The following is a 21,051-nucleotide window of genomic DNA, read 5'->3' as shown; positions in this document are numbered from 1 at the left end:
TCTGCCGTAAACACCTCATTTGACGTTTTGGTTTGTCGTATACATATTGTATAGGACACAAAAATCAAGAATCAGTGAAGCAAAACAGAAGCTAAGGTTTTTAGATGAAAAACCAACTTGTCATGCGGTTCTTTGCCTTTAACAAACACCTCATTTACTTATTGGTCATCAAGTTCATTTCTTCTACATACATTATGATGACCAAAGCGCCTATTTTTTATTCATGACTCGTCTATAGGTAAACATTTCAAATTATCATTCGTTTTTGTTACTATAAAGGAAAAAAGAAAGAAAGGAACGAATTCATGTCCCTTCTCACTGTAAAAGATGTAACGGGCGGATATACGAAGAATCCCGTTCTAAAAAATATTTCATTTGAATTAGAAAGAAATCAAATCGTCGGTCTCATTGGCTTAAACGGGGCGGGGAAAAGTACAACCATCCGCCATATTATCGGGCTCATGAAACCGCATAAAGGTGTCATTGAATTGAATGGACGAACCCTTCAAGACGACCAAGAGGCGTATCGTTCACAATTTACATTTATTCCTGAAACACCTGTTTTATATGAAGAATTAACGTTAAAAGAGCATTTAGAGCTGACCGCGATGGCTTACGGTCTATCAAAGGAACAATTAGACGAACGGCTGCCATCATTGCTGAAAGAATTTCGAATGGAGAAACGGCTGAAATGGTTCCCTGCTCATTTTTCAAAAGGAATGAAGCAGAAGGTCATGATTATGTGTGCATTCCTTGTGGAACCAGAGCTGTATATCATCGATGAACCGTTTTTAGGGCTTGATCCTCTTGCGATCAATGCACTGCTTGAACGGATGAATGCTGCGAAGAAAAGCGGCGCTAGTGTCCTGATGTCAACGCATATTTTGGCGACAGCTGAGCGCTATTGTGATTCCTTCATTATTTTGCACGAAGGGGAAATCAGAGCGAAAGGAACACTGGCAGAGCTGAGAGAACAGTTCGATATGAGAGATGCGACACTCGATGATCTTTATTTGGAATTAACAAAGGAAGAAAGCTATGAGTAAAACAACGCTTACTATTTGGAAATCAAGATTAGAGGAACACATACAAGAAACAAGAAAATACTTAAAATACATGTTCAACGATCATCTTGTCATTGTGCTCATTTTTTTCCTTGCAGGCGGAGCAAGCTGGTACAGCAGCTGGCTCAAACATATTCCAGCTCACTTCCCATCCTACTGGGTGATGGCAGTTGTTTTCTCATTGGTACTTACAAGCTCATATGTACGTACGTTGATTAAAGAAGCCGATCTCGTGTTTTTGCTTCCGTTGGAAGGAAAGATGGAGCCTTATTTAAAACAAGCGTTTAACTTTAGCTTCATTTCTCAGCTGTTTCCTCTCATTGCTGTATCCATTGTCGCACTTCCGCTTTATTCGGCGGTGTCTTCAGGAGGCATCACGGAGTATGTGCTGATATTGGCGCAAATGATCTTAATAAAGGGCCTGAATACAGCCATTCAATGGAGAATGACTTATTTTCAAGGAAAACACGTGAGATGGCTCGATGCAGCCCTTCGTTTTCTATTAAATATGATGTTGATCTACACCATCTTACAGGCAGCCTATGTGATTGCAATCGTTTTTTATCTTATCTATGGTGTCTATCTTGTCTACTTAACAAATGCAGTGAAAAAACAGCCCTTTCAATGGGAAATGCATATTTCTGATGAATTAAAACGGAAGCAGCGCTTTTATCGTTTGGCAAACTTATTTACAGATGTGCCTCACTTAAAGAAACAGGTGAAAAGAAGAGCATACATGGACTGGATGTTGAAGTTTGTTCCTTACGATCAGCGTAAAACTTTTTCTTATATGTATGTGAGGGCGTTTGTACGCTCAAATGACTATTTTGGTCTGGTGTTTAGATTAACGGCCGTGTTTGTCCTAATTATTTTGTATACAGGTGCAGCAGGCTGGGTGGGTGCGTTACTAGTCTTGTTCACAGTATTTATCACAGGTGTACAACTTGTGCCGTTAACGAAGCACTTTGCTCATCTTTCATTACAGGCACTTTATCCAGTTTCTCAAAAGGAAAAGGATCGAAGCTTTTTTGTTCTCGTCCGTAATGTGCTCATCATCCAATCGATATTGCTGAGCTGTGCGGTACTTCCAGCAGGGGGCTGGCAGGGAAGCGGACTTGCCTTTCTCATTTCTTTAGCATTTGTGCTTGTCCTCTTTAAGCCTTACGTACAAAGCAGGTTAAAAAAGATGAGATAAGTGGAATTACAGCGAGCGTATGATGACATCAAGGAGGGGACTGGATGAATGCAGCTGAACGGGAGTTGTATGAAGAAGCCATTCTTTTTCAAACACGTTTTTTAAGAAAACCTTCAAAGATCGAACGGTTTTCAAAAGGAGTTCAGCAGCAGGTGAACCGCCGAATTCCTGCCAGATTTCATCAAGTCATCACAAGTGCAGTCAAAACAATGGTTGAATCCACCGTATCAGGATCACACTTTACTTCATTTTCAGTGATTGATGAACAATTATCGATTGTAGAACGAAATGAACTGGCAAAGGATAAAGTGAAGTATTACCAAAAGGCGGCTGCTATCGAAGGGGTTGGAACAGGTGCAGGCGGTTTATTCCTCGGAATGGCAGACTTTCCGCTGCTGCTGAGCATAAAGATGAAATGCCTTTATGAGCTGGCGTGTATTTATGGCTTTGATTTATCTCAAAAGGAGGAAAGACTCTTTTTGCTCTGTATATTTCAGCTCGCCTTTTCCAGCAGTGCCCATCGTCAAAAAATGATGAAGATCATAGATGATTGGGAAACGAGCCGCGAGGAAATGGATTGGTACAGCTTTCAGCAGGAGTATCGAGATTATATTGATCTTGTAAAGCTGTTTCAATTAATGCCGGTCGTCGGAGCCGCTGTTGGCGGGGTGGCAAATCATCAGCTGACAGGACAGCTCGGAGAGGTTGCACGCCATGTGTTTCACTTGCGAATATTGAAAGAAATGAAATAGAAAAACCGCTGATAACAGCGGCTTTAGATTGTTGACAAAGGGCTAAAATAATCTTTATTTTAGCCCTTTGTCTTCTTTTCAGCACAGCGTGATAGAAAACCTTTGCAGTCTGACGAGCAGCGGAGCGGAGCGAATTTGAGATTCGTGAGCACCGGAGCGCAGACCTGACACCGAATGCGAGGGTTTGTCTACACGCTGAAGCCGCTGATGACAGCGGCTTTTTTTTATTCATTGTAGGAAAGAACGGCGTTAGCGAGAACCTTTGCTGCGATAGGCATTGCTTTTTCGTTGATATCAAACTTTGGATGATGATGTGGATACACGTCCTGGCTGTTTTCGGGCATGGCGCCTGTGTAGAAGAAGGTACCAGGGACATGCTGAAGGTAGTAAGCAAAGTCTTCTCCGCCCATTTGGGTTTCCGCTTCTTTTACTTCTGTGACACCTTCTGTCTGGTTTGCGATGCCAGCAATATATTCAGTCGGCTTTGGATGGTTTTTGACAGCTGGGTATCCTCTTACGTATTCATATGTGTAGGCAGCATCATGCATCTGGCATACCCCTTTTACCACCTGTTCAATTTCTCGTTCGATGATATGCCGTGCACTTTCTTCAAAGGATCGTGCAGTACCCGTTAAAACAGCTGAATCTGCAATAACGTTAAAGGCATTCTCCGCTACAAAACCTCCAACAGAAACAACAGCAGAATCAATTGGATTGACTTTACGTGCAACGACTTGCTGCAGGTTTGCGACGATTTGTGAACCGATGAGTACGGCATCTTTGGTTAAATGAGGCTGGGCGCCGTGTCCGCCTTTCCCTTGGACTTGAATGGAGAAACGATCGGCCGCTGCCATAAAGTTCCCGCTTTTATAAAGAATCGTGCCACAAGGCTCTGAAGACCAAAGGTGCGTACCAAATATCACATCGACCCCGTCTAAACAGCCGTCTTCAATCATTGGTTTTGCACCGCCGGGAGCATATTCCTCGGCATGCTGATGAATGAGGACGATCTTTCCTTTTAATTGATCACGATGCGTATGCAAGACTTTTGCTAATACAAGAAGTGTCGCAGTATGCCCATCGTGACCGCACGCATGCATCACACCAGGCTTTGTTGATTTGTAAGGTACATCTTTTTCATCGTGGATGGGAAGTGCATCAAAATCAGCTCTGAGGGCAATGGTTGGTCCCGGAGAAGCTCCTTCAATAAAAGCGAGTACGCCATGACCGCCCACCTTGGTGCGCGTAGGTATTTGTAATGTATCATAGTAGCTGGCGATGAAAGCGGCTGTTTCTTCTTCCTGAAAAGAAAGTTCAGGATTCATATGGAGATGGCGTCTAATTTCAACCATTTCCTCATAATGTTCATCAAGACGTTCATTGATGCTTTTTTGTAAAGTGGATATTGTCATTGAATCGAAAACCTCCTTCATGCTCTTTTACTGATTGTATGGTAATTGTTAGAATCTTTCAACAGAAGAGGATTTCGTGGTCAGTATCAAAAGGTCATTTTACATAAAAGTCGAAGTTGATATGAAGTAGGGAAAGGGAGGAGTAGCGTTGGGAAGCTGTCCAAATTGTTCAAAAACATTTTCTTTCGTCGAAAAATTTCATTTATCACATACGAAAATGATGATGTGTCCAAGCTGCCGGCATCAAATCAAAGAAACCTTTGTCTCAAAAATGAGTTTTTTTATGATCTGCTTGATTCCGCTATTGGTGCTGCTGATTCAATTGAAAGGTGCTTCACCTATGTTGAAGTGGCCGGTCTTATTAGGGTGGATATTGCTGAATTTCTATGTGCTTCAGCCGATCATTCATCGGTACGAGCTGAAATCAAGTTCATAAAATGAAGAGCCCAGGCGACTGGGCTTTTTTTGATGAAAAAAAGAAGTGCTGAGAGCAGCACTTCCTTAATTGTCTGTGACGGCATGGTAGGATGTGAGGTAAGCTGGACGAGAGAAAATGGAGCCTGTATCTTCGTGTGGCTGAAAGAATGCTTCTGATTCTTGAAAGTCTTGAAATAAGTCCTCTGATTCCCAAAGTGTCAAAATCAAATAAACTTCTTCATCTTTTTGAGGTCTTAAAACGCGAATAGCCTGGAAGCCGCGCTGATGTTCTGAGATGTTCGTCTTTTTCTGAAAGGTGGATTCAAACAGTGCTCTGCTTTCAAGCTTAACAGGGATATGATTCAAGGTGACGAAACCAGATTGGACAAGCTCGCCTTTCGCATAAATCACATCATAGGCATGAGGGGCTTTAAATACAGTCTCACCCTCCGTTTCATGAAAAAGAGCTGCTTGTTCTTTTCCGACCATATAAAGCAGATTTTCCAGATGGTGTTTCTTTGCGATTTTATGCAAAAAATCTGCTGTTCCATATGTAATATAAAAATTCATCTAAACCGCCTCCTGCTTGATAGTATAACAAAAGAATGATATATAATTCTTTGGCAGTCAATCCATAAAACATATTATGAAGCAATACATCCCATACTATCCGTATAAAGGAATGAGGTGACCTAATTTGAAGAAAAAGAAGATAATCATTCCATTAGTCATTGCAGGAAGTACAATCGTACTCTCATTCATTGGCTATCTGACGATTTTATTTTTAGGACATTATGTCATAGATGAAAAGAAGCTTGTTTTTCACGCTTCCTCCAAAATCATTGATCAGAATGGAAAAGAACTCACAAGCATGTATTCAGAAAATCGGGACCCTGTGTCATTAAAAGAGGTGCCTGATAAAGTAGCAAAAGCTTTTGTGGCTGTCGAGGACAAGCGTTTTTATGAGCATCACGGAATTGATGCACAGTCTATTTCAAGGGCGGTTTATCGAGATATATTAGCAGGAGGGAAGGTAGAGGGCGGCAGTACAATTACCCAGCAGCTCGCAAAAAATATTTTTCTCACAAATGATAAAACCTTTCTTCGAAAAACGAAAGAAGTCATTATTGCCATTAATTTAGAGAGAGATTATTCAAAGGATAAGCTGCTAGAGATGTATTTGAATCAGCTTTACTTTGGCCATGGTGTTTATGGTATTCAGGCAGCAGCCAATTATTATTTTAGTAAGGATGTCAAAGATTTAACGGTCAGCGAAGGTGCCACACTCGCTGCGATGCCAAAGGCACCATCTTCTTACTCGCCTGTTTTACACCCTGATAAAAATAAACAGAGGCGGGACACCATCCTGAATTTAATGAACGAACAAGGATATTTGTCTTCAACAGAAACAGTAGAAGCAAAAGGGAGAACACTAGGCATTCATTTAAAAAAGAAATCAGAAACGCCTTGGGTGGACAGCTATGTTGATCTCATTATTAAAGAAGCAGAATCAGAGTATGCCATTTCGCATGAACAATTGCTTCAAGGCGGCTATACCATTACAGTTCCGATTGATATGAATCTGCAAAAAACCGCTTATGATGCGATGAAGAACAACCGTTATTTCCCGGGAAAAAGCGGTTCTCCGGAAGGCAGCGCCGTATTTATTGATAACGAGTCTGGTGGAGTAAAAGCAGCCATCGGGGGACGAGAATATCAGGCGAGAGGCTACAACAGGGTGACAGCTGTTAGGCAGCCGGGATCTGTTTTTAAGCCGATCGCAGTCTACGGCCCGGCAATGCAGGAGAAAAAATTCAGACCTTATTCACTGCTTGAAGACAAAGAAAAAAGCTATGACGGCTATTCACCTAAGAATTACGATGGGCAGTATGAAGGTAGGGTCACAATGGTGGAAGCTCTCATGAAAAGTAAAAATACCGCTGCTGTGTGGACATTAAGCCAGCTGGGCATTGATACGTCGAAATCATATCTCGAGAAAATGGGGATAGATATCTCGGATAAAGGCTTAGCTATTGCACTTGGCGGTTTAGAAAAAGGAGTTTCTCCATTACAGATCGCTGGAGCCTTTCATACTTTTGCAAATGAAGGTGTATATAAAAAGCCTTTCTTTATTCAAAAAATCACCAATGATGAAGGAGAAACTGTAGAAAAGAATCGTAGTCAGCAAGAACGAGTATTTAGTGTGCAGAATGCTTGGAATATGACAAGAATGCTCCAGCAAGTCGTCAAGGGCGGAACAGCCCAGAGCGGTTCATACGCTGGAGATTTAGCAGGTAAGACAGGTACGACCACATATTCAGGTGTGAAAGGTGCAACAAAGGATGCTTGGTTTGCCGGCTATACGCCTAGTACAACGGGTGCAATTTGGATGGGGTATGACAAAACAGATAACAGCCACTATTTAACTGGAGGCAGTCAATACCCTGTGCAGCTGTTTAAAGATATTTTAACAGCAGCTCAAATCACCAATGAAACGTTTGAAAAACCAGAGGGGATTAAAGAGCTCGAGTCGCCCATCCATTTAGAGGGATTATCAGGATTTGAAGCTCGCTATGCGTTTAAAATCAAAGGCTTGTTTACATTAGAGTTGTCTTGGGACAATCAGGAGGATAAACGCATTGAATACCGCATCTATGAAAAGAGAAATGGAAGCGAGACGCTGATCGACACAGTGACAGGCGTGGACAGCTATACAATGCCGTATGCCAATGTATTTTCAAATGCAGAGTATAAGGTTGTTCCATATAATACCCAAACGCAAGAAGAAGGAGAAGGCAGTCCATATGTCAAGCCAGAGGCTTTTGGACGTTAATATTCGGCGATTTTTTGAACATTGAGCCGCTTTAGTATACCGTGCCTTGAAAAAACGGTATAGTAAAAGCAGGTTTGAGCCTTGTACAAAAAGAGAGTATAAGGCGAAAGGTGGAATGAAAGGTAATGGGAAAAACGAAGGTTTTTAATGACACGTTCTTAAAGGCGTGTAAAGGGGAAAAAACAGACCATGTACCAGTGTGGTATATGAGACAGGCAGGACGCTCACAGCCTGAATATCGTGCCCTTAAAGAAAAATACGGGCTATTTGAAATTACGCATCAGCCAGAGTTATGTGCTTATGTAACAAGACTTCCTGTAGAACAATATGGTGTAGATGCCGCTATTTTATATAAAGATATTATGACCCCGCTTCCGGCTATTGGAGTGGACGTAGAAATTAAAAATGGAATTGGACCTGTGATTGATGCACCGATTCGATCTAAAGCAGATATTGAACGTCTTGGGGAACTTCATCCTGAAGAAGACCTGCCATATGTGCTTGATACCATTCAGCTTTTAACGAAGGAGCAGCTGAATGTTCCGCTTATCGGTTTTGCTGGCGCACCATTTACGATGGCAAGCTATATGATTGAAGGCGGTCCATCTAAAAATTATCATAAAACAAAGGCGCTGATGTACAGTGATCCTGAGGCGTGGATGCTGCTCATGAACAAGTTAGCTGATATGACGATCACGTACATACGTGCGCAGGTAAAAGCCGGGGTCAGTGCATTTCAAATTTTCGACTCATGGGTTGGCGCTTTAAATGCAGCAGATTACCGGACATTCATTAAGCCTGTCATGCAGCGAATTTTCACAGAGCTGAAGTCTGAAAACGTCCCAATGATCATGTATGGAGTTGGTGCAAGCCATTTAGCGAAAGATTGGCATGACCTGCCGCTTGATGTGGTTGGACTGGATTGGCGTATGAGTGTAGACGAAGCAAGAAAAGAAGGGCTCACAAAAACGTTACAGGGGAACCTTGATCCAACTATTTTACTTGCTCCTTGGGAAGTCATTGAAGAGAGAGCAAAAGATATTTTAGATCAAGGAATGAAATCAGATCACTTTATCTTTAACTTAGGTCATGGGGTATTTCCAGATGTTTCACCAGATACGTTAAAGAAGCTGACAGATTTTATTCACGATTATTCAGCGAAACATAAAAAATCATCCATCTAAACTATTTCAAATGATCTGAAGGAGTGTTGGTTGTGGAGAAAAAGAAAATGGGACTTCTTGTCATGGCATATGGCACCCCATATAAAGAAGAAGATATTGAGCGTTATTATACACATATCCGCAGAGGCAGAAAGCCGGAGCCAGAGATGCTGCAAGATTTGAAGGATCGCTACAAGGCAATCGGCGGTATTTCTCCTTTATCAAAAATTACCGAACAGCAGGCAAATGGTTTGTGTGATCATTTGAACGACATCCAAGACGACATTGAATTTCATGTCTACATTGGCTTAAAGCATATTGAGCCGTTCATTGAGGATGCAGTTGCAGAGATGCACAAGGACGGCATCACAGAAGCAGTGAGTATTGTTCTTGCGCCGCATTTTTCAACCTTTAGCGTGAAATCGTATAACAAGCGTGCACAAGATGAGGCAGACAAGCTTGGCAATCTGAAGATTACGTCTGTGGAAAGCTGGTACGATGAGCCGAAGTTTGTGGACTATTGGGTGAAACAAGTGAAGGATACGTATGCATCAATGAGTGAAGAGGAAAGAGAATCAGCCGTACTCATTGTGTCTGCACACAGCCTTCCTGAAAAGATTATTGCAGCAGGAGATCCATATCCTGATCAGCTCGCACAATCTGCCAAAATGATTGCAGAAGGTGCAGGAATTGAACATTATGAAATTGGCTGGCAAAGCGAAGGCAACACGCCTGATCCATGGCTTGGACCAGACGTTCAAGACTTAACACGGGACCTATTCGAACAAAAAGGCTATAAAACGTTCGTATATGTGCCTGTTGGTTTTGTCGCTGACCATCTTGAAGTGTTATACGACAACGATTATGAATGTAAAGTCGTGACAGATGAAATCGGTGCAGCCTACTATCGACCAGAAATGCCAAATGCGAAACCAGCATTTATTGATGCCCTCGCAACTGTCGTATTAAAGAAGCTTGACGAAAGCAAGTAATTATATAAAAGAAGGCGATCCTATGCATGACAATCAAAAACACCTTGTCATCATTGGCGGTGGCATCACTGGTTTAGCCGCCGCCTTCTATTTGGAAAAGGAAGTCGAAGAAAAAGGTCTTCCCATTCAAATATCTCTTATTGAAGCGAGCCCTAGGCTAGGTGGAAAAATCCAAACATTATATAAAGACGGCTACATCATTGAACGTGGACCTGATTCATTTTTAGAAAGAAAGGTCAGTGGACCGCAGCTGGCGAAGGATGTGGGTCTCGCAGATCAGCTCGTCAATAATGAAACAGGGCAGGCGTATGTACTAGTCAATGAAACCCTTCACCCGATGCCAAAAGGCGCTGTCATGGGTATTCCAACTCAAATCAGCCCATTCATCACAACCGGTCTTTTTTCAGTTGCAGGAAAAGCGAGAGCGGCAATGGATTTCGTCTTGCCAAAAAGCAAGCAAACAGAAGATCAGTCGCTCGGTGAATTCTTTAGAAGACGTGTCGGTGATGAAGTAGTTGAGAATTTAATCGAACCTCTTCTATCAGGCATTTATGCAGGTGACATTGACCGTCTCAGCTTAATGTCCACCTTCCCGCAGTTTTATCAAACAGAACAAAAGCATCGCAGTTTGATTCTTGGGATGAAAAAATCACAGCAGCATGCGAAAGCGCAGCAAGTGACAGCGAAAAAACAAGGGCAGTTCCAAACGATCAATCAAGGACTTCAAGCGCTTGTTGAAGCAGTAGAAAGCAAGCTTAAGCTGACAACGATTTATAAAGGGACAAAAGTGAAGCAGATTGAAAAAACAGATGGGGGCTACGGTGTGCAGTTAGACAGCGGTCAAACGCTTTTTGCTGATTCAGCCATTGTGACAACTCCGCATCAATCAATCTATTCCATGTTTCCAAAAGAAGCGGGGCTTGAGTACTTGCATGATATGACATCTACTTCTGTTGCAACGGTTGCACTCGGTTTTAAAGAAGAGGATGTTCATAATGAATATGACGGTACTGGTTTTGTCATCTCAAGAAACAGTGATTTCTCTATTACAGCTTGTACGTGGACGAACAAAAAATGGCCGCATACAGCTCCTAAAGGAAAAACATTATTGCGTGCTTATGTAGGGAAGGCTGGCGACGAATCAATTGTCGAACAGTCAGACCATCAAATCGTCAGCATTGTGCTGGAAGATTTAAAGAAAATTATGGATATTAAAGCAGATCCAGAACTGACGACAGTGACTCGCTGGAAGACGAGCATGCCGCAATATCACGTCGGTCATCAAAAAGCCATTTCGAACATGCGAGAAACGTTTAAGCAATCATATCCTGGTGTTTATATCACAGGTGCTGCTTTTGAAGGTGTCGGAATCCCTGATTGTATTGATCAAGGAAAAGCTGCCATTTCAGAGGCTGTATCTTATCTATTTTCATAAAACTAACTCCCTTTTCTATCAAGGAAAGGGAGTTTTTCATGCTCGAATAATTCAAAAAGAGTTGTGAATCATAAAAGTGAACAAAGTTGTTGCATCTGGAGAAAAGGATATGGTATATTACTTTCTGTACTTAATGACCAAAACGTTCAAATAGTCATTTTGGGAGTGAGATCATGAGTGTTGATAGGAGACAAATGATTTTAGACGGGGCTACGAAGGCATTTACTCAATTCGGGTATAAAGCCACCACAATGGACCTTGTGGCGAAGCTTGCCAACGTCGGAAAAGGAACCATTTATACCTTTTTCAAAAACAAAGAAGAGCTGTTCGATGAAATTTTTACATCCCTTTTAAGTGAGATGAGGAAAATTGCGGATGAAGCAATGGATGAGGAGAAAAGTTTCTCTGAAAACCTTCATTTAGCACTCTTTGCAATATTGGAATTTCGAAAAAATCACCAGCTCACAATCAAAATCTTTCAGGAAAATGCGAAGCTTGGCACGTCAGCGGTCAAGGAAATGATTGAGAAGATGGAGCAAATGATCATTCGCTATATTAAAACGAAAGTAAAAGAAGCGATTGATAAAGGCGATATTAAGCCATGTGATCCTGAATTGACTGCATTTGTGATGGTGAAACTATATATTGCACTTATTTTTGATTGGGAAAAGCGATACGAGCCTTTAACAAAAGAAGAGGTGGCCGAGTCGCTGGAGCTTTATGTACTCAAAGGACTTTTAGCAGCAAGATAATTTTTTTTAAGTTCAAATGACCAAATTCTAAATTTAGTCATTCATCTATGGGAGGAAAACAGCAATGAATTTAATTCGGAATCAATGGAAAGACATTGTGACGAGCAAAAAACTACTGATCCCGATTTTCGCTGTCTTATTTATTCCGCTGATTTACAGCGGCGTGTTTTTAAAAGCGTACTGGGATCCATATGGTACAGTTGATCAATTGCCTGTAGCAGTTGTCAACTTGGACGAAGGCAGTCATTATGACGGAAAAACACTGCATGTCGGCGATGATTTAGTGAAGGAATTAAAGAAAAATGATAATTTCAAATGGAACTTTGTCGATAGTGAAGAAAAAGCCTTGAAGGGATTAAATAACGAGGATTATTATCTCGTCGTGGAAATACCAAAGGAATTCTCGAAAAATGCAAGTACAGTCCTTGATAAACATCCGAAAAAATCGAATCTGAAATATTATACGAATCCAGGCGCCAACTATGCGGCGTCACAAATTGCGAATAATGCCATTATCAAATTAAAAGATTCGGTTTCAAAGGAAGTCACAAAAAATTACGCAGAGGTCATTTTTGATAACTTCAAAACGATTGCAAAAGGCTTAGATCAAGCAAGCGATGGTGCGAAGAAAATTGATGACGGAACAAAAGATGCAAAAGATGGCAGTAACAAATTAAAAGAAAATCTAGCAAAATTGGCTGAAGGAACGTTAACCTATAGCGAAGGTGTTCATCAGTTTGCTGGTAAAATGGGTGAACTGAACACAGGAATACAATCTCTTGACAGCGGACTTGGCCAGCTCTTAACAGGCTATCAAACCATTGATCAGAAATTTGGAGAGCTTGGTACAGGGATTGATACATTGACTGAAGGGTTAAACACAAGCCGCGAAGGCCATCAGCAGCTCGCTTCTAAAATGCCGCAATTTACAGCGGGTATTGAGCAGCTAAACAACAAAGCACAATCTTTTTCAGAAAAAATCGAAGCAGTAGAAAAAGTCTTGTCGTCACCAGAATTAGCGAATCTTGAAAAGATGGCGCCTAAACTTGATCAGGTGAAAAAAGACGCAAAAACGTTTAGTACAAAACTGGCTTCATTAAAAGAAGCGTTATCGAATCGAGATGCTAAAGTAAAAAGCATCATCCAAAACAGCTCAATGACAGACGAAGAGAAGAAAGCGGCAATGGATCAGCTAAACAGTCTGCCTAAAATCGAACTGCCTGATCTATCTGGACTTGAACAAAGCTTAGCGGCCTTGCAGGAACTGCCTGATGCTAGTGAGGTTCAATCTGCGGTTGCTTCTGCAAAAGCTCAGCTGCAGCAAGTCAAACAGCTGCCAAAGAAAACGGAACAGCTGTACACGTCTACAGTCGCGATACAAAATGCGATTGATCAAATGACATCTGGTACGAATAAATTGTATCAAGGTGCACTGAAGCTCCAAACAGGTCAAGGCCAATTACAAGATGGTCTGCAAACAGCAAATGGAAAGCTTGATACAGCGAAAAGCGGTGCAGATAAGCTTGCGAATGGTTCAAGCCAGCTTAGTGCAGCGTTAAATAAGCTGGAAAGTGGTTCAACGAATATCCAAAGCAACACATCTAAGCTTGCTGAAGGTTCAAAATCACTCGATAAAGGATTGGGAGATTTAAAGAGCGGTACAGGTAAGCTGTCTGATAAATTAAAAAGTGCCGCTGATGAAACAGGAGAAATTGATGCGGGTCAAGACAATTACAATATGATTGCGAGTCCCGTGAAAACAGAAAATGATACAGCGAAAAAGATCGATAATTATGGTACAGGACTCACACCTTATATTTTATCGATGGGGCTCTTTGTAGGGGCTCTCATGCTCACCGTTGTCTTCCCAATGAAAGACCCTGCTGGGCGCCCTAGAAATGCGTTTGAATGGTTTTTCAGCAAATATAGTGTGCTCTTTTTTGTTGGTATCCTGCAAGCAGTTATTGCAAGCTCCTTGCTCATCTTTGGGCTTGGTCTTGAGGTGGAAAGCCTCTGGCGCTTCTATCTCTTTGCGATTATCGTCAGTCTGACATTCTTAGCGATCATTCAGCTGCTGGCGACAACAATGGGGAACCCAGGACGCTTCATTGCTGTTATCATCTTGGTTCTTCAGCTCGCAGCAAGTGCTGGTACATTCCCGCTTGAGCTTGTGCCGAAATTCTTCCAAGTCATTCACAGTCTGCTTCCAATGACGTATACAATCAACGGATTTAGAACGATCATTGCAAGCGGTGATGACAGCTATTTATGGCACCAAGCAGCGATCCTTGGTACAGTTGCGATCATCATGATGGCGGCAACAACAGCATACTTTGCTTGGAACGTAAGAAAAATGAAACAGGACGAAGCTTAATCCATGAATCCTTTCTCTTTAATAGAGGAAGGATTTTTCATTTGAAATTAGACATCTCGAACCTGAAGCGATATATTTTAAGAAGAGATGCTGAAAAAGGCATACATGGAAGGAATTGCTTTCAGACAAAGGAGGAAATGCCGAATGACTACTGAAGTAAATGAAACCGTTCAGCTGATTCAAAAGCTTGTATCAATCCCAAGTCCATCAGGAAATACAGAAAAAGTGATCGGCTTTGTTGAACGTTTTTTACAAGATTTGAACATTGAGACAAAACGAAATCGAAAAGGCGGATTAATTGCCACCATTAAAGGAACAAATGACAAAGAACATCGCATGCTGACAGCGCATGTCGATACGCTCGGTGCGATGGTTAAGGAAATTAAATCAAATGGACGGCTTCGTCTAGCACTTATTGGAGGCTTTCAGTATAACTCAATTGAAGGCGAATATTGTGAAATTGAAACAGCATCAGGCCATACATACACAGGGACCATTCTTATGCATCAAACATCCGTACACGTCTATGCGGATGCTGGAAAAGCGAAACGAAATCAAGAAAATATGGAGATTCGTCTCGATGAAAAGGTGAAAAATGCAGACGATATCAAAGCACTTGGCATTCAAGTAGGGGACTTTATTTCATTTGATCCGAGAGTGGAAGTGACGTCTTCAGGGTTTATTAAATCAAGACATCTTGATGATAAGGCAAGTGTTGCGCTGCTTTTGCGGCTCATCCACAGAATTCAAAAGGAAAATATCACATTGCCGCATACGACGCACTTCTTAATTTCTAATAATGAAGAAATTGGCTACGGCGGGAACTCGAATATTCCAGAAGAAACGGTGGAATATCTAGCTGTAGATATGGGCGCGATCGGTGACGGTCAATCAACAGATGAATACAGTGTATCGATTTGTGTAAAGGATTCGAGCGGCCCTTATCACTATGGATTACGCAAGCATTTAGCTGCATTAGCAGAAGAGCACAACATTGATTACCGCCTTGATATTTACCCTTATTACGGCTCTGATGCATCAGCAGCCATTAGAGCAGGGCATGATATCATTCATGGACTGATTGGTCCTGGTATAGATTCCTCGCATGCCTTTGAAAGAACACATGAAGATTCACTTGTCCATACAGCAGATCTTCTTTATCACTATGTTCAATCACCATTAATTACAGTATAAAAAAAGAACCCCTATAGATGGGGTTCTTTTTCATTAGCTTGAAAGCTGTGTTGGCTCAGGTACCTCTTGTCCTGTCATCACGCGATGTCCTTTTTCAGGATCATACTGCCCTTCCCATTTAGACATGACAACTGCTGCAAGTGCATTTCCTGTTAAGTTCACAACAGTCCGTGCCATATCCATGATACGGTCCACACCTGCAATAAATGCAAGACCTTCAGCAGGTACACCGATCGTTCCTAATGTCGCGAGTAATACAACAAATGAAGTACCAGGAACGGCAGCCATTCCTTTAGATGTTACCATCAGTACAAGAACAAGTGTAAGCTGCTGGACGATCGTGAGGTCAATGCCATATACCTGTGCAAGGAAAAGCGCAGCAATGGCTTGATACAAGACGGAGCCATCCAGGTTAAACGTATAACCGATTGGGATAACGAACGAAACAATTCCTTTTGGACATCCGATGCGTTCCATTTTATCCATGACTCTTGGTAAAACTGTTTCAGAGCTGGATGTACTAAAGGCAAGAAGCATTTCGTCTTTCATGTAAGCAAGAAATCTGAAAATATTGACGCCAATCATCTTTCCGATAATTCCGAATACAACGATAAGGAAGAGAGCGAGCGCAAAATAAACAAGACCTACAAGCTTACCTAATGAAATAAGAGATTCAAGACCAAATTTTGATACGGTCACACCAATGAGTGCGAATACACCAAATGGTGCAGCTTTCATCACAACATTAACGACATGGAACATGGCATGTGATACACCCTCGAAGAAGGCGAGCACTGGTTTACCGCGTTCCCCAATCGCTGAAACGCCAAGTGCAAATAGCACAGTGAAGAAAATAATCGCAAGCAAATCACCTTCCGCCAATGATTGGAAGAAGTTCGTTGGAACGATATGAAGGAACGTATCAGCAACTGATTTGCTGCTTTGCTCTTTTTCCGTTTCAACATACTGGCTAATATCTTGTTTTTCCGTATTTCCAAAGTCAACGCCTGCACCAGGCTGTACAAAGTTTGCTAGGACAAGGCCAAGGATAATCGCAAATGTTGTGATAATTTCAAAATAAAGAATGGTTCTAAAACCAAGTTTCCCTACTTTTTTACCATCACCCGCACCTGCAACACCTAAAATTAAGCTGGATACGACAATTGGTATGACAATCATCTTAATGAGTCTTAAGAAGAAGTCTCCAATTGGTTTTAAGTATGTCTCGACTCCTGGGTTACCGAAAAAGATTGCCCCAACAACGACACCGAGAATAAGACCGATTAGGATTTGAGTAGCCAATCCAAATTTTAATTTTTTCATAGATTTCCTCCCTAACATATTCATTAAAGGAATATTCCCATCATATTAAGTTTTAATATATGAATTAAAGTATAACTAAAATTAAAGAGGTTCGTCCACGATAAAATTATATTAAGAAAATACAAAATTGTTAGAAAAATATAGACATTTAGAACCTCCTTCATTGTTTTTAGTCAATAAAAAGTGTCTTCAGAACTAAAACTCATCATATAAAAATACTAAAAACCCTTTTGTGACAAGGGTTTTACCTTTTACCTATTTTTCAGAAAAAAATAAAAAGCACTTTTGACTCCAACTGACGGAGGAGGGAAAAAGTGCTTTTTTATTCAATTTATTCCCTTATTTAAGATAACTTACTTGTGAGCATTCCTCACATTCATTACCGTAACACTCGTGCTGTTCCATTAAATCATTTCCACATTTTGTGCATTTCTTTGAGGGCAAATTTCTAAAAAACTCTGTGATTTTTCCTAGCATTTGTCATCCTCCAATACGTTTTGTTGCTATCATTGTATTATAACAGATTAATATTTGTCAATCTGTTTTGTAACAATAGGCAGGAAGAATGCTTTTTCCATGAAAAATGGGTATATTGTAAGAAGGGGATTTTTAGAAAAGGAGGGAAAATGACGATGAAATTAACCGTAATTGGATGCTATGGAGGGTTTCCGGCAGCAGGTGAAGCGACATCAGGCTACCTTTTTGAATCGAATGGCTTCAGGCTTCTTGTAGACTGCGGAAGCGGTGTTCTTTCAAAGCTTCAGCAATACATTGATATAGAAGAACTAGATGCTGTTCTCCTTTCTCATTATCACCACGATCATATTGCAGATATCGGACCACTCCAATATGCGAAGCTAGTGGGATATCATTTAGGAAAAAGCAGCGGCCAGCTTCCGATCTATGGACATACTGGTGATCAAGAAGCATTTGGACGGCTTTCTGATGATGTACATACAAAGGCAAAGCCTTATCAGCCAGAAGAAGGGATTCAGCTTGGACCATTTCAAATTGATTTTTTGAAAACGGTTCATCCGGCAGAATGCTATGCGATGAGAATTCAGGCAGAGGATGCTGTGGTCGTGTATACAGCAGACTCAAGCTATCAGGAGGCATTTATTCCTTTTAGCAAGGGAGCAGATCTGCTCATAGCCGAAAGCAATTTTTACGCTGGACAGGATGGATCAGGTGCTGGACATATGAACAGTACAGAGGTAGGGAAGATTGCAAAGGAAGCAAATGTTGGGGAACTCATCATCACTCATCTGCCCCATTTTGGTCGTCATAAAGACCTAGTCAATGAAGCACAGGCGTTATATACTGGCAGTATACAGCTTGCCCATTCAGGGCTTAGATGGAACAAGGAAGGAAGATAGAGATGCTGTTTATCGATAACGAACAACATTATGATCCAATGATTAATTTGGCAATTGAAGAATATTGCTTAAAATATTTAGATCCAGAAGAAACGTATTTGCTGTTTTACATTAATCAGCCGTCGATCATTATTGGAAAGAACCAAAATACAATAGAAGAAATCAACACAAAGTATGTGGAAGACAACGGAATCAAAGTCGTGCGCCGCTTATCCGGCGGTGGTGCAGTTTACCATGACAAAGGGAACTTAAACTTCAGCTTTATCACAAAAGATGATGGAGACAGCTTCCATAACTTTAAAAAGTTCACAGAGCCAGTCATCAAAGCGCTTGAAAAGCTGGGCGTTAAAGCTGAATTGAGCGGCAGAAATGACATCATGGCAGATGGACGTAAAATTTCTGGAAATGCCCAGTTCGCAACAAGAGGACGTATTTTCAGCCATGGCACACTGCTATTTGATTCAGAAATTGAACATGTCGTTTCGGCTTTAAATGTGAAAAAAGAAAAAATTGAATCAAAAGGCATCAAATCGATTAGAAGCAGGGTTGCCAATATCAGTGAACTGATGGATCAAAAAATGACAACAGAAGAATTTAGAAAAATTCTTTTAAGCTACATTTTTGATACAAATGGGGACGTTCCTCAATATCGCCTGACTGAAAAGGATTGGGAAAAGATTCACGAAATTTCTCGAGATCGTTATCAAAAATGGGAATGGAACTACGGCCGTTCACCGAAATTTAATTTGCAGCATTCTAAGAGATTCCCTGCAGGCTCCATTGATTTGCGATTAGAAGTGAAAAAAGGGATGATCCAGGATTGCAAAATCTTTGGTGATTTCTTTGGCGTAGGGGATATTGCCGATATTGAGAAGCGGCTCATCGGACAGCAATATGATCGTAAAACGATCAGTGATGTCTTAGAAGATATGGATATGCGCCACTATTTCGGCAACGTATCAAAAGAGGATTTTCTTGATTTGATTTATTAATTCGAGAAAGCACGGCTAGAGATAGCAGTGCTTTTTTGATTGAAGGAAATGAAAGCGATTTACATTTGATCTTGTGGATTTTTTCGATTGTCTATTATAATAGAAAGGAGGAATGTTCGGCCATAAAATGAATGGTCATTCATTCATTGATGACATGTAAGGGGTGGGAGAATGGATTTGATCAAAAATCTTCAGCAGACGGCGATGACGAAGGGAGAAAATATCGCACTGATCTTTGAAGGAAAGAAGTGGACCTATCGAGAGCTGATGACAAGTATCGAGCGTTTTGCAGATGGATTAGTCAACGAAGGGTTTCAAGCCGGGGATCATATCGCGCTTATTTTAGGAAATTCACCGCATTTTGTCATTTCTTTTTTTGGCGCATTAAAGGCAGGGCTTGTCGTTGTACCTATTAACCCAACGTATACACCTAGTGAAATTGGATATATGCTCATCACAGGCGATGTGAAAGGTATTGTGGCGCCTGAACAGCTTCTGCCAGTTTACGAGCAGGTGTATGAGCAGCTTCCGTCCATTGAAAGAGTCATTATTTGTGCAGAAAATGAATCGGCGTGCAGATCAAGCTTCAAGGAAGTATCTGATCGACTTGTTTTCTTTGGAAAACTTGTGTCAGGTGCTGCGAATGAAAACGTACATCCTTCCATTCAGCCAGATGATACTGCTGTTATTTTATTTACATCTGGCACGACAGGAAAACCAAAAGGTGCCATGCTGACTCATTTCAACCTTTATTCAAATGCCAGAGATGTCGCTGAGTATTTATCGATTGATAAAGAGGACAAGGTTATTGCCGCTTTGCCAATGTTCCATGTATTTTGTTTAACAGTCTGTATGAATGCGCCGTTGATTCATGGTGCGACGATTTATGTCTTGCCGCATTTCAGCCCGTCAGAGCTTTTGCGCATGATGGAAAAAGAGAAGCCAACGCTATTTGTTGGAGTGCCCACCATGTATAACTATTTGTACCGCCAGGAGGGGCATGAGGAAGCGATGTCATCCGTGAGGATCTGTATATCAGGTGGTGCCTCAATGCCTGTTGCCTTACTCCATGGCTTTGAGAAAAAATTCGGTGTTACGGTCCTTGAGGGCTATGGGCTATCAGAGGCTTCTCCAGTGACTGCATTCAATCCTCTTGACGGAAAAAGAAAACCAGGTTCTGTCGGGACTGACATTATGAATGTGAAGAATAAAATTGTGAATGAACTAGGAGAAGAAGTCGGTCCAAATGAAGTCGGAGAGCTGATAGCAAAAGGGCCAAACATCATGAAAGGCTATTATCAAATGCCAGAAGATACAGAAGCTGCACTAAGAGACGGCTGGCTGTATACTGGCGATTTGGCGAGAAGAGATGAAGAAGGATATATTTATATTGTCGATCGGAAAAAGGATATGATTCTTGTTGGCGGTTATAATGTTTATCCAAGAGAAGTAGAAGAAGTACTCTATCAACATGAAGCTGTAGCAGAAGCCGTTGTCATCGGTGTGCCAGATCCGAACACGGGAGAGGCAGTCGTCTGTTACATTTCCCCTAAGAAACATGCTCACATCAATCAAGAAGACATCATCACACATTGTTCACGCTATTTAGCAAAATATAAGCAGCCCCAAACGATCCATTTCATAGATGATATTCCTAAAAACACAACAGGTAAAATTTTAAGAAGAGCGCTAAGAGAAAAGTATCAAGCAGAAGAAAGTAAATAAAAAAAGGGAGTCTCTGATGAGGAGACTCCCTTAGCATGTAGACAAATCCTCG

18 protein-coding genes are annotated in these 21,051 nt (G+C 41.3%); 14 read left to right on the top strand and 4 right to left on the bottom strand.

The annotated features are described in order from the left end of the window. Window positions 1-305 precede the first annotated feature (305 nt). Genes JJ692_RS16105 through JJ692_RS16095 form a run of 3 tightly spaced genes read left to right on the top strand, consistent with a single transcriptional unit; the run spans window position 306 to window position 3,011 of the window. Window positions 306-1,046, top strand: a complete 741-nt coding sequence (locus JJ692_RS16105; RefSeq protein WP_024426563.1) for an ABC transporter ATP-binding protein — start codon at window positions 306-308, stop codon at window positions 1,044-1,046. After that, a complete protein-coding gene (locus JJ692_RS16100; RefSeq protein WP_206533953.1) occupies window positions 1,039-2,259 on the top strand; it encodes an ABC transporter permease in 1,221 nt (406 codons plus the stop codon). Before JJ692_RS16105 ends, JJ692_RS16100 begins: the two co-directional genes overlap by 8 nt. Before the next feature lie 44 nt (window positions 2,260-2,303). Continuing rightward, a complete protein-coding gene (locus tag JJ692_RS16095) occupies window positions 2,304-3,011 on the top strand; it encodes an EcsC family protein (RefSeq protein ID WP_087975647.1) in 708 nt (235 codons plus the stop codon). Between the two features lie 224 nt (window positions 3,012-3,235). Here JJ692_RS16095 and JJ692_RS16090 read toward each other — a convergent pair whose 3' ends face one another. Then, window positions 3,236-4,423: a M20 family metallopeptidase gene (locus JJ692_RS16090; protein WP_024425461.1), complete on the bottom strand. Its 1,188-nt coding sequence runs from the start codon at window positions 4,421-4,423 to the stop codon at window positions 3,236-3,238. 283 nt (window positions 4,424-4,706) lie between these two features. Here JJ692_RS16090 and JJ692_RS19015 point away from each other — a divergent pair, with 283 nt between their 5' ends. Beyond that, window positions 4,707-4,859, top strand: a complete 153-nt coding sequence (locus JJ692_RS19015) for a hypothetical protein (RefSeq protein ID WP_224426392.1) — start codon at window positions 4,707-4,709, stop codon at window positions 4,857-4,859. Window positions 4,860-4,924: 65 nt separating this feature from the next. On the opposite strand, the gene JJ692_RS16080 is transcribed toward JJ692_RS19015, so the two are convergent. Beyond that, window positions 4,925-5,410: an antibiotic biosynthesis monooxygenase family protein gene (locus JJ692_RS16080; RefSeq protein ID WP_024425462.1), complete on the bottom strand. Its 486-nt coding sequence runs from the start codon at window positions 5,408-5,410 to the stop codon at window positions 4,925-4,927. A 127-nt stretch (window positions 5,411-5,537) separates the two neighbouring features. Here JJ692_RS16080 and JJ692_RS16075 point away from each other — a divergent pair, with 127 nt between their 5' ends. The 7 genes from JJ692_RS16075 to JJ692_RS16045 all read left to right on the top strand — a co-directional run bounded on the left by JJ692_RS16075 (window position 5,538) and on the right by JJ692_RS16045 (window position 15,583). Further along, the gene (locus tag JJ692_RS16075; protein ID WP_206533952.1) at window positions 5,538-7,673 is read left to right on the top strand and encodes a transglycosylase domain-containing protein; all 2,136 of its coding nucleotides are present in this window, start codon (window positions 5,538-5,540) and stop codon (window positions 7,671-7,673) included. A 125-nt stretch (window positions 7,674-7,798) separates the two neighbouring features. Beyond that, window positions 7,799-8,857 carry a uroporphyrinogen decarboxylase gene (gene hemE / locus JJ692_RS16070; protein WP_024425464.1) on the top strand — a complete coding sequence of 353 codons (1,059 nt, stop codon included), beginning with the start codon at window positions 7,799-7,801 and terminating at the stop codon, window positions 8,855-8,857. A 32-nt stretch (window positions 8,858-8,889) separates the two neighbouring features. Beyond that, entirely contained in the window at window positions 8,890-9,828 is a 939-nt protein-coding gene (gene hemH / locus JJ692_RS16065; RefSeq protein ID WP_024426557.1) for a ferrochelatase, read from the top strand. Between the two features lie 22 nt (window positions 9,829-9,850). Beyond that, window positions 9,851-11,263 carry a protoporphyrinogen oxidase gene (hemY, locus tag JJ692_RS16060; RefSeq protein WP_044333704.1) on the top strand — a complete coding sequence of 471 codons (1,413 nt, stop codon included), beginning with the start codon at window positions 9,851-9,853 and terminating at the stop codon, window positions 11,261-11,263. Window positions 11,264-11,436: 173 nt separating this feature from the next. Further along, window positions 11,437-12,015: a TetR/AcrR family transcriptional regulator gene (locus tag JJ692_RS16055; RefSeq protein ID WP_024426555.1), complete on the top strand. Its 579-nt coding sequence runs from the start codon at window positions 11,437-11,439 to the stop codon at window positions 12,013-12,015. 64 nt (window positions 12,016-12,079) lie between these two features. Beyond that, the gene (locus JJ692_RS16050) at window positions 12,080-14,389 is read left to right on the top strand and encodes a YhgE/Pip domain-containing protein (protein ID WP_206533951.1); all 2,310 of its coding nucleotides are present in this window, start codon (window positions 12,080-12,082) and stop codon (window positions 14,387-14,389) included. A 144-nt stretch (window positions 14,390-14,533) separates the two neighbouring features. After that, a complete protein-coding gene (locus tag JJ692_RS16045) occupies window positions 14,534-15,583 on the top strand; it encodes a M42 family metallopeptidase (protein ID WP_206533950.1) in 1,050 nt (349 codons plus the stop codon). 33 nt (window positions 15,584-15,616) lie between these two features. On the opposite strand, the gene JJ692_RS16040 is transcribed toward JJ692_RS16045, so the two are convergent. After that, window positions 15,617-16,906: a glutamate/proton symporter GltT gene (locus JJ692_RS16040; RefSeq protein ID WP_039177611.1), complete on the bottom strand. Its 1,290-nt coding sequence runs from the start codon at window positions 16,904-16,906 to the stop codon at window positions 15,617-15,619. Between the two features lie 339 nt (window positions 16,907-17,245). After that, complete coding sequence (gene yhfH, locus JJ692_RS16035) at window positions 17,246-17,383, bottom strand: protein YhfH (protein ID WP_008359029.1); 138 nt, start codon at window positions 17,381-17,383, stop codon at window positions 17,246-17,248. A 155-nt stretch (window positions 17,384-17,538) separates the two neighbouring features. Here yhfH and JJ692_RS16030 point away from each other — a divergent pair, with 155 nt between their 5' ends. The 3 genes from JJ692_RS16030 (at window position 17,539) to JJ692_RS16020 (ending at window position 20,999) form a co-directional block, all read left to right on the top strand. Then, complete coding sequence (locus JJ692_RS16030; RefSeq protein WP_206533949.1) at window positions 17,539-18,282, top strand: MBL fold metallo-hydrolase; 744 nt, start codon at window positions 17,539-17,541, stop codon at window positions 18,280-18,282. A gap of 2 nt (window positions 18,283-18,284) precedes the next feature. Next, complete coding sequence (gene lplA / locus JJ692_RS16025; RefSeq protein ID WP_024425472.1) at window positions 18,285-19,274, top strand: lipoate--protein ligase; 990 nt, start codon at window positions 18,285-18,287, stop codon at window positions 19,272-19,274. A gap of 171 nt (window positions 19,275-19,445) precedes the next feature. After that, complete coding sequence (locus JJ692_RS16020; protein WP_206533948.1) at window positions 19,446-20,999, top strand: fatty acid--CoA ligase family protein; 1,554 nt, start codon at window positions 19,446-19,448, stop codon at window positions 20,997-20,999. Window positions 21,000-21,051 lie beyond the last annotated feature (52 nt).

This window comes from Bacillus sp. 3a (assembly GCF_017161885.1).
Lineage (GTDB): Bacteria > Bacillota > Bacilli > Bacillales > Bacillaceae > Bacillus > Bacillus safensis.
Note: the sequence above shows the minus strand (reverse complement) of the source record. Positions and strands in the feature narration are given on the sequence as shown.

Coding starts and splice junctions, on each gene's coding strand:
- JJ692_RS16105 (WP_024426563.1), top strand. CDS start 306: ATGTCCCTTCTCACTGTAAAAGATGTAACGGGCGGATATACGAAGAAT.
- JJ692_RS16100 (WP_206533953.1), top strand. CDS start 1,039: ATGAGTAAAACAACGCTTACTATTTGGAAATCAAGATTAGAGGAACAC.
- JJ692_RS16095 (WP_087975647.1), top strand. CDS start 2,304: ATGAATGCAGCTGAACGGGAGTTGTATGAAGAAGCCATTCTTTTTCAA.
- JJ692_RS16090 (WP_024425461.1), bottom strand. CDS start 4,423: ATGACAATATCCACTTTACAAAAAAGCATCAATGAACGTCTTGATGAA.
- JJ692_RS19015 (WP_224426392.1), top strand. CDS start 4,707: ATGATCTGCTTGATTCCGCTATTGGTGCTGCTGATTCAATTGAAAGGT.
- JJ692_RS16080 (WP_024425462.1), bottom strand. CDS start 5,410: ATGAATTTTTATATTACATATGGAACAGCAGATTTTTTGCATAAAATC.
- hemE (WP_024425464.1), top strand. CDS start 7,799: ATGGGAAAAACGAAGGTTTTTAATGACACGTTCTTAAAGGCGTGTAAA.
- hemY (WP_044333704.1), top strand. CDS start 9,851: ATGCATGACAATCAAAAACACCTTGTCATCATTGGCGGTGGCATCACT.
- JJ692_RS16055 (WP_024426555.1), top strand. CDS start 11,437: ATGAGTGTTGATAGGAGACAAATGATTTTAGACGGGGCTACGAAGGCA.
- JJ692_RS16050 (WP_206533951.1), top strand. CDS start 12,080: ATGAATTTAATTCGGAATCAATGGAAAGACATTGTGACGAGCAAAAAA.
- JJ692_RS16045 (WP_206533950.1), top strand. CDS start 14,534: ATGACTACTGAAGTAAATGAAACCGTTCAGCTGATTCAAAAGCTTGTA.
- JJ692_RS16040 (WP_039177611.1), bottom strand. CDS start 16,906: ATGAAAAAATTAAAATTTGGATTGGCTACTCAAATCCTAATCGGTCTT.
- yhfH (WP_008359029.1), bottom strand. CDS start 17,383: ATGCTAGGAAAAATCACAGAGTTTTTTAGAAATTTGCCCTCAAAGAAA.
- JJ692_RS16030 (WP_206533949.1), top strand. CDS start 17,539: ATGAAATTAACCGTAATTGGATGCTATGGAGGGTTTCCGGCAGCAGGT.
- lplA (WP_024425472.1), top strand. CDS start 18,285: ATGCTGTTTATCGATAACGAACAACATTATGATCCAATGATTAATTTG.
- JJ692_RS16020 (WP_206533948.1), top strand. CDS start 19,446: ATGGATTTGATCAAAAATCTTCAGCAGACGGCGATGACGAAGGGAGAA.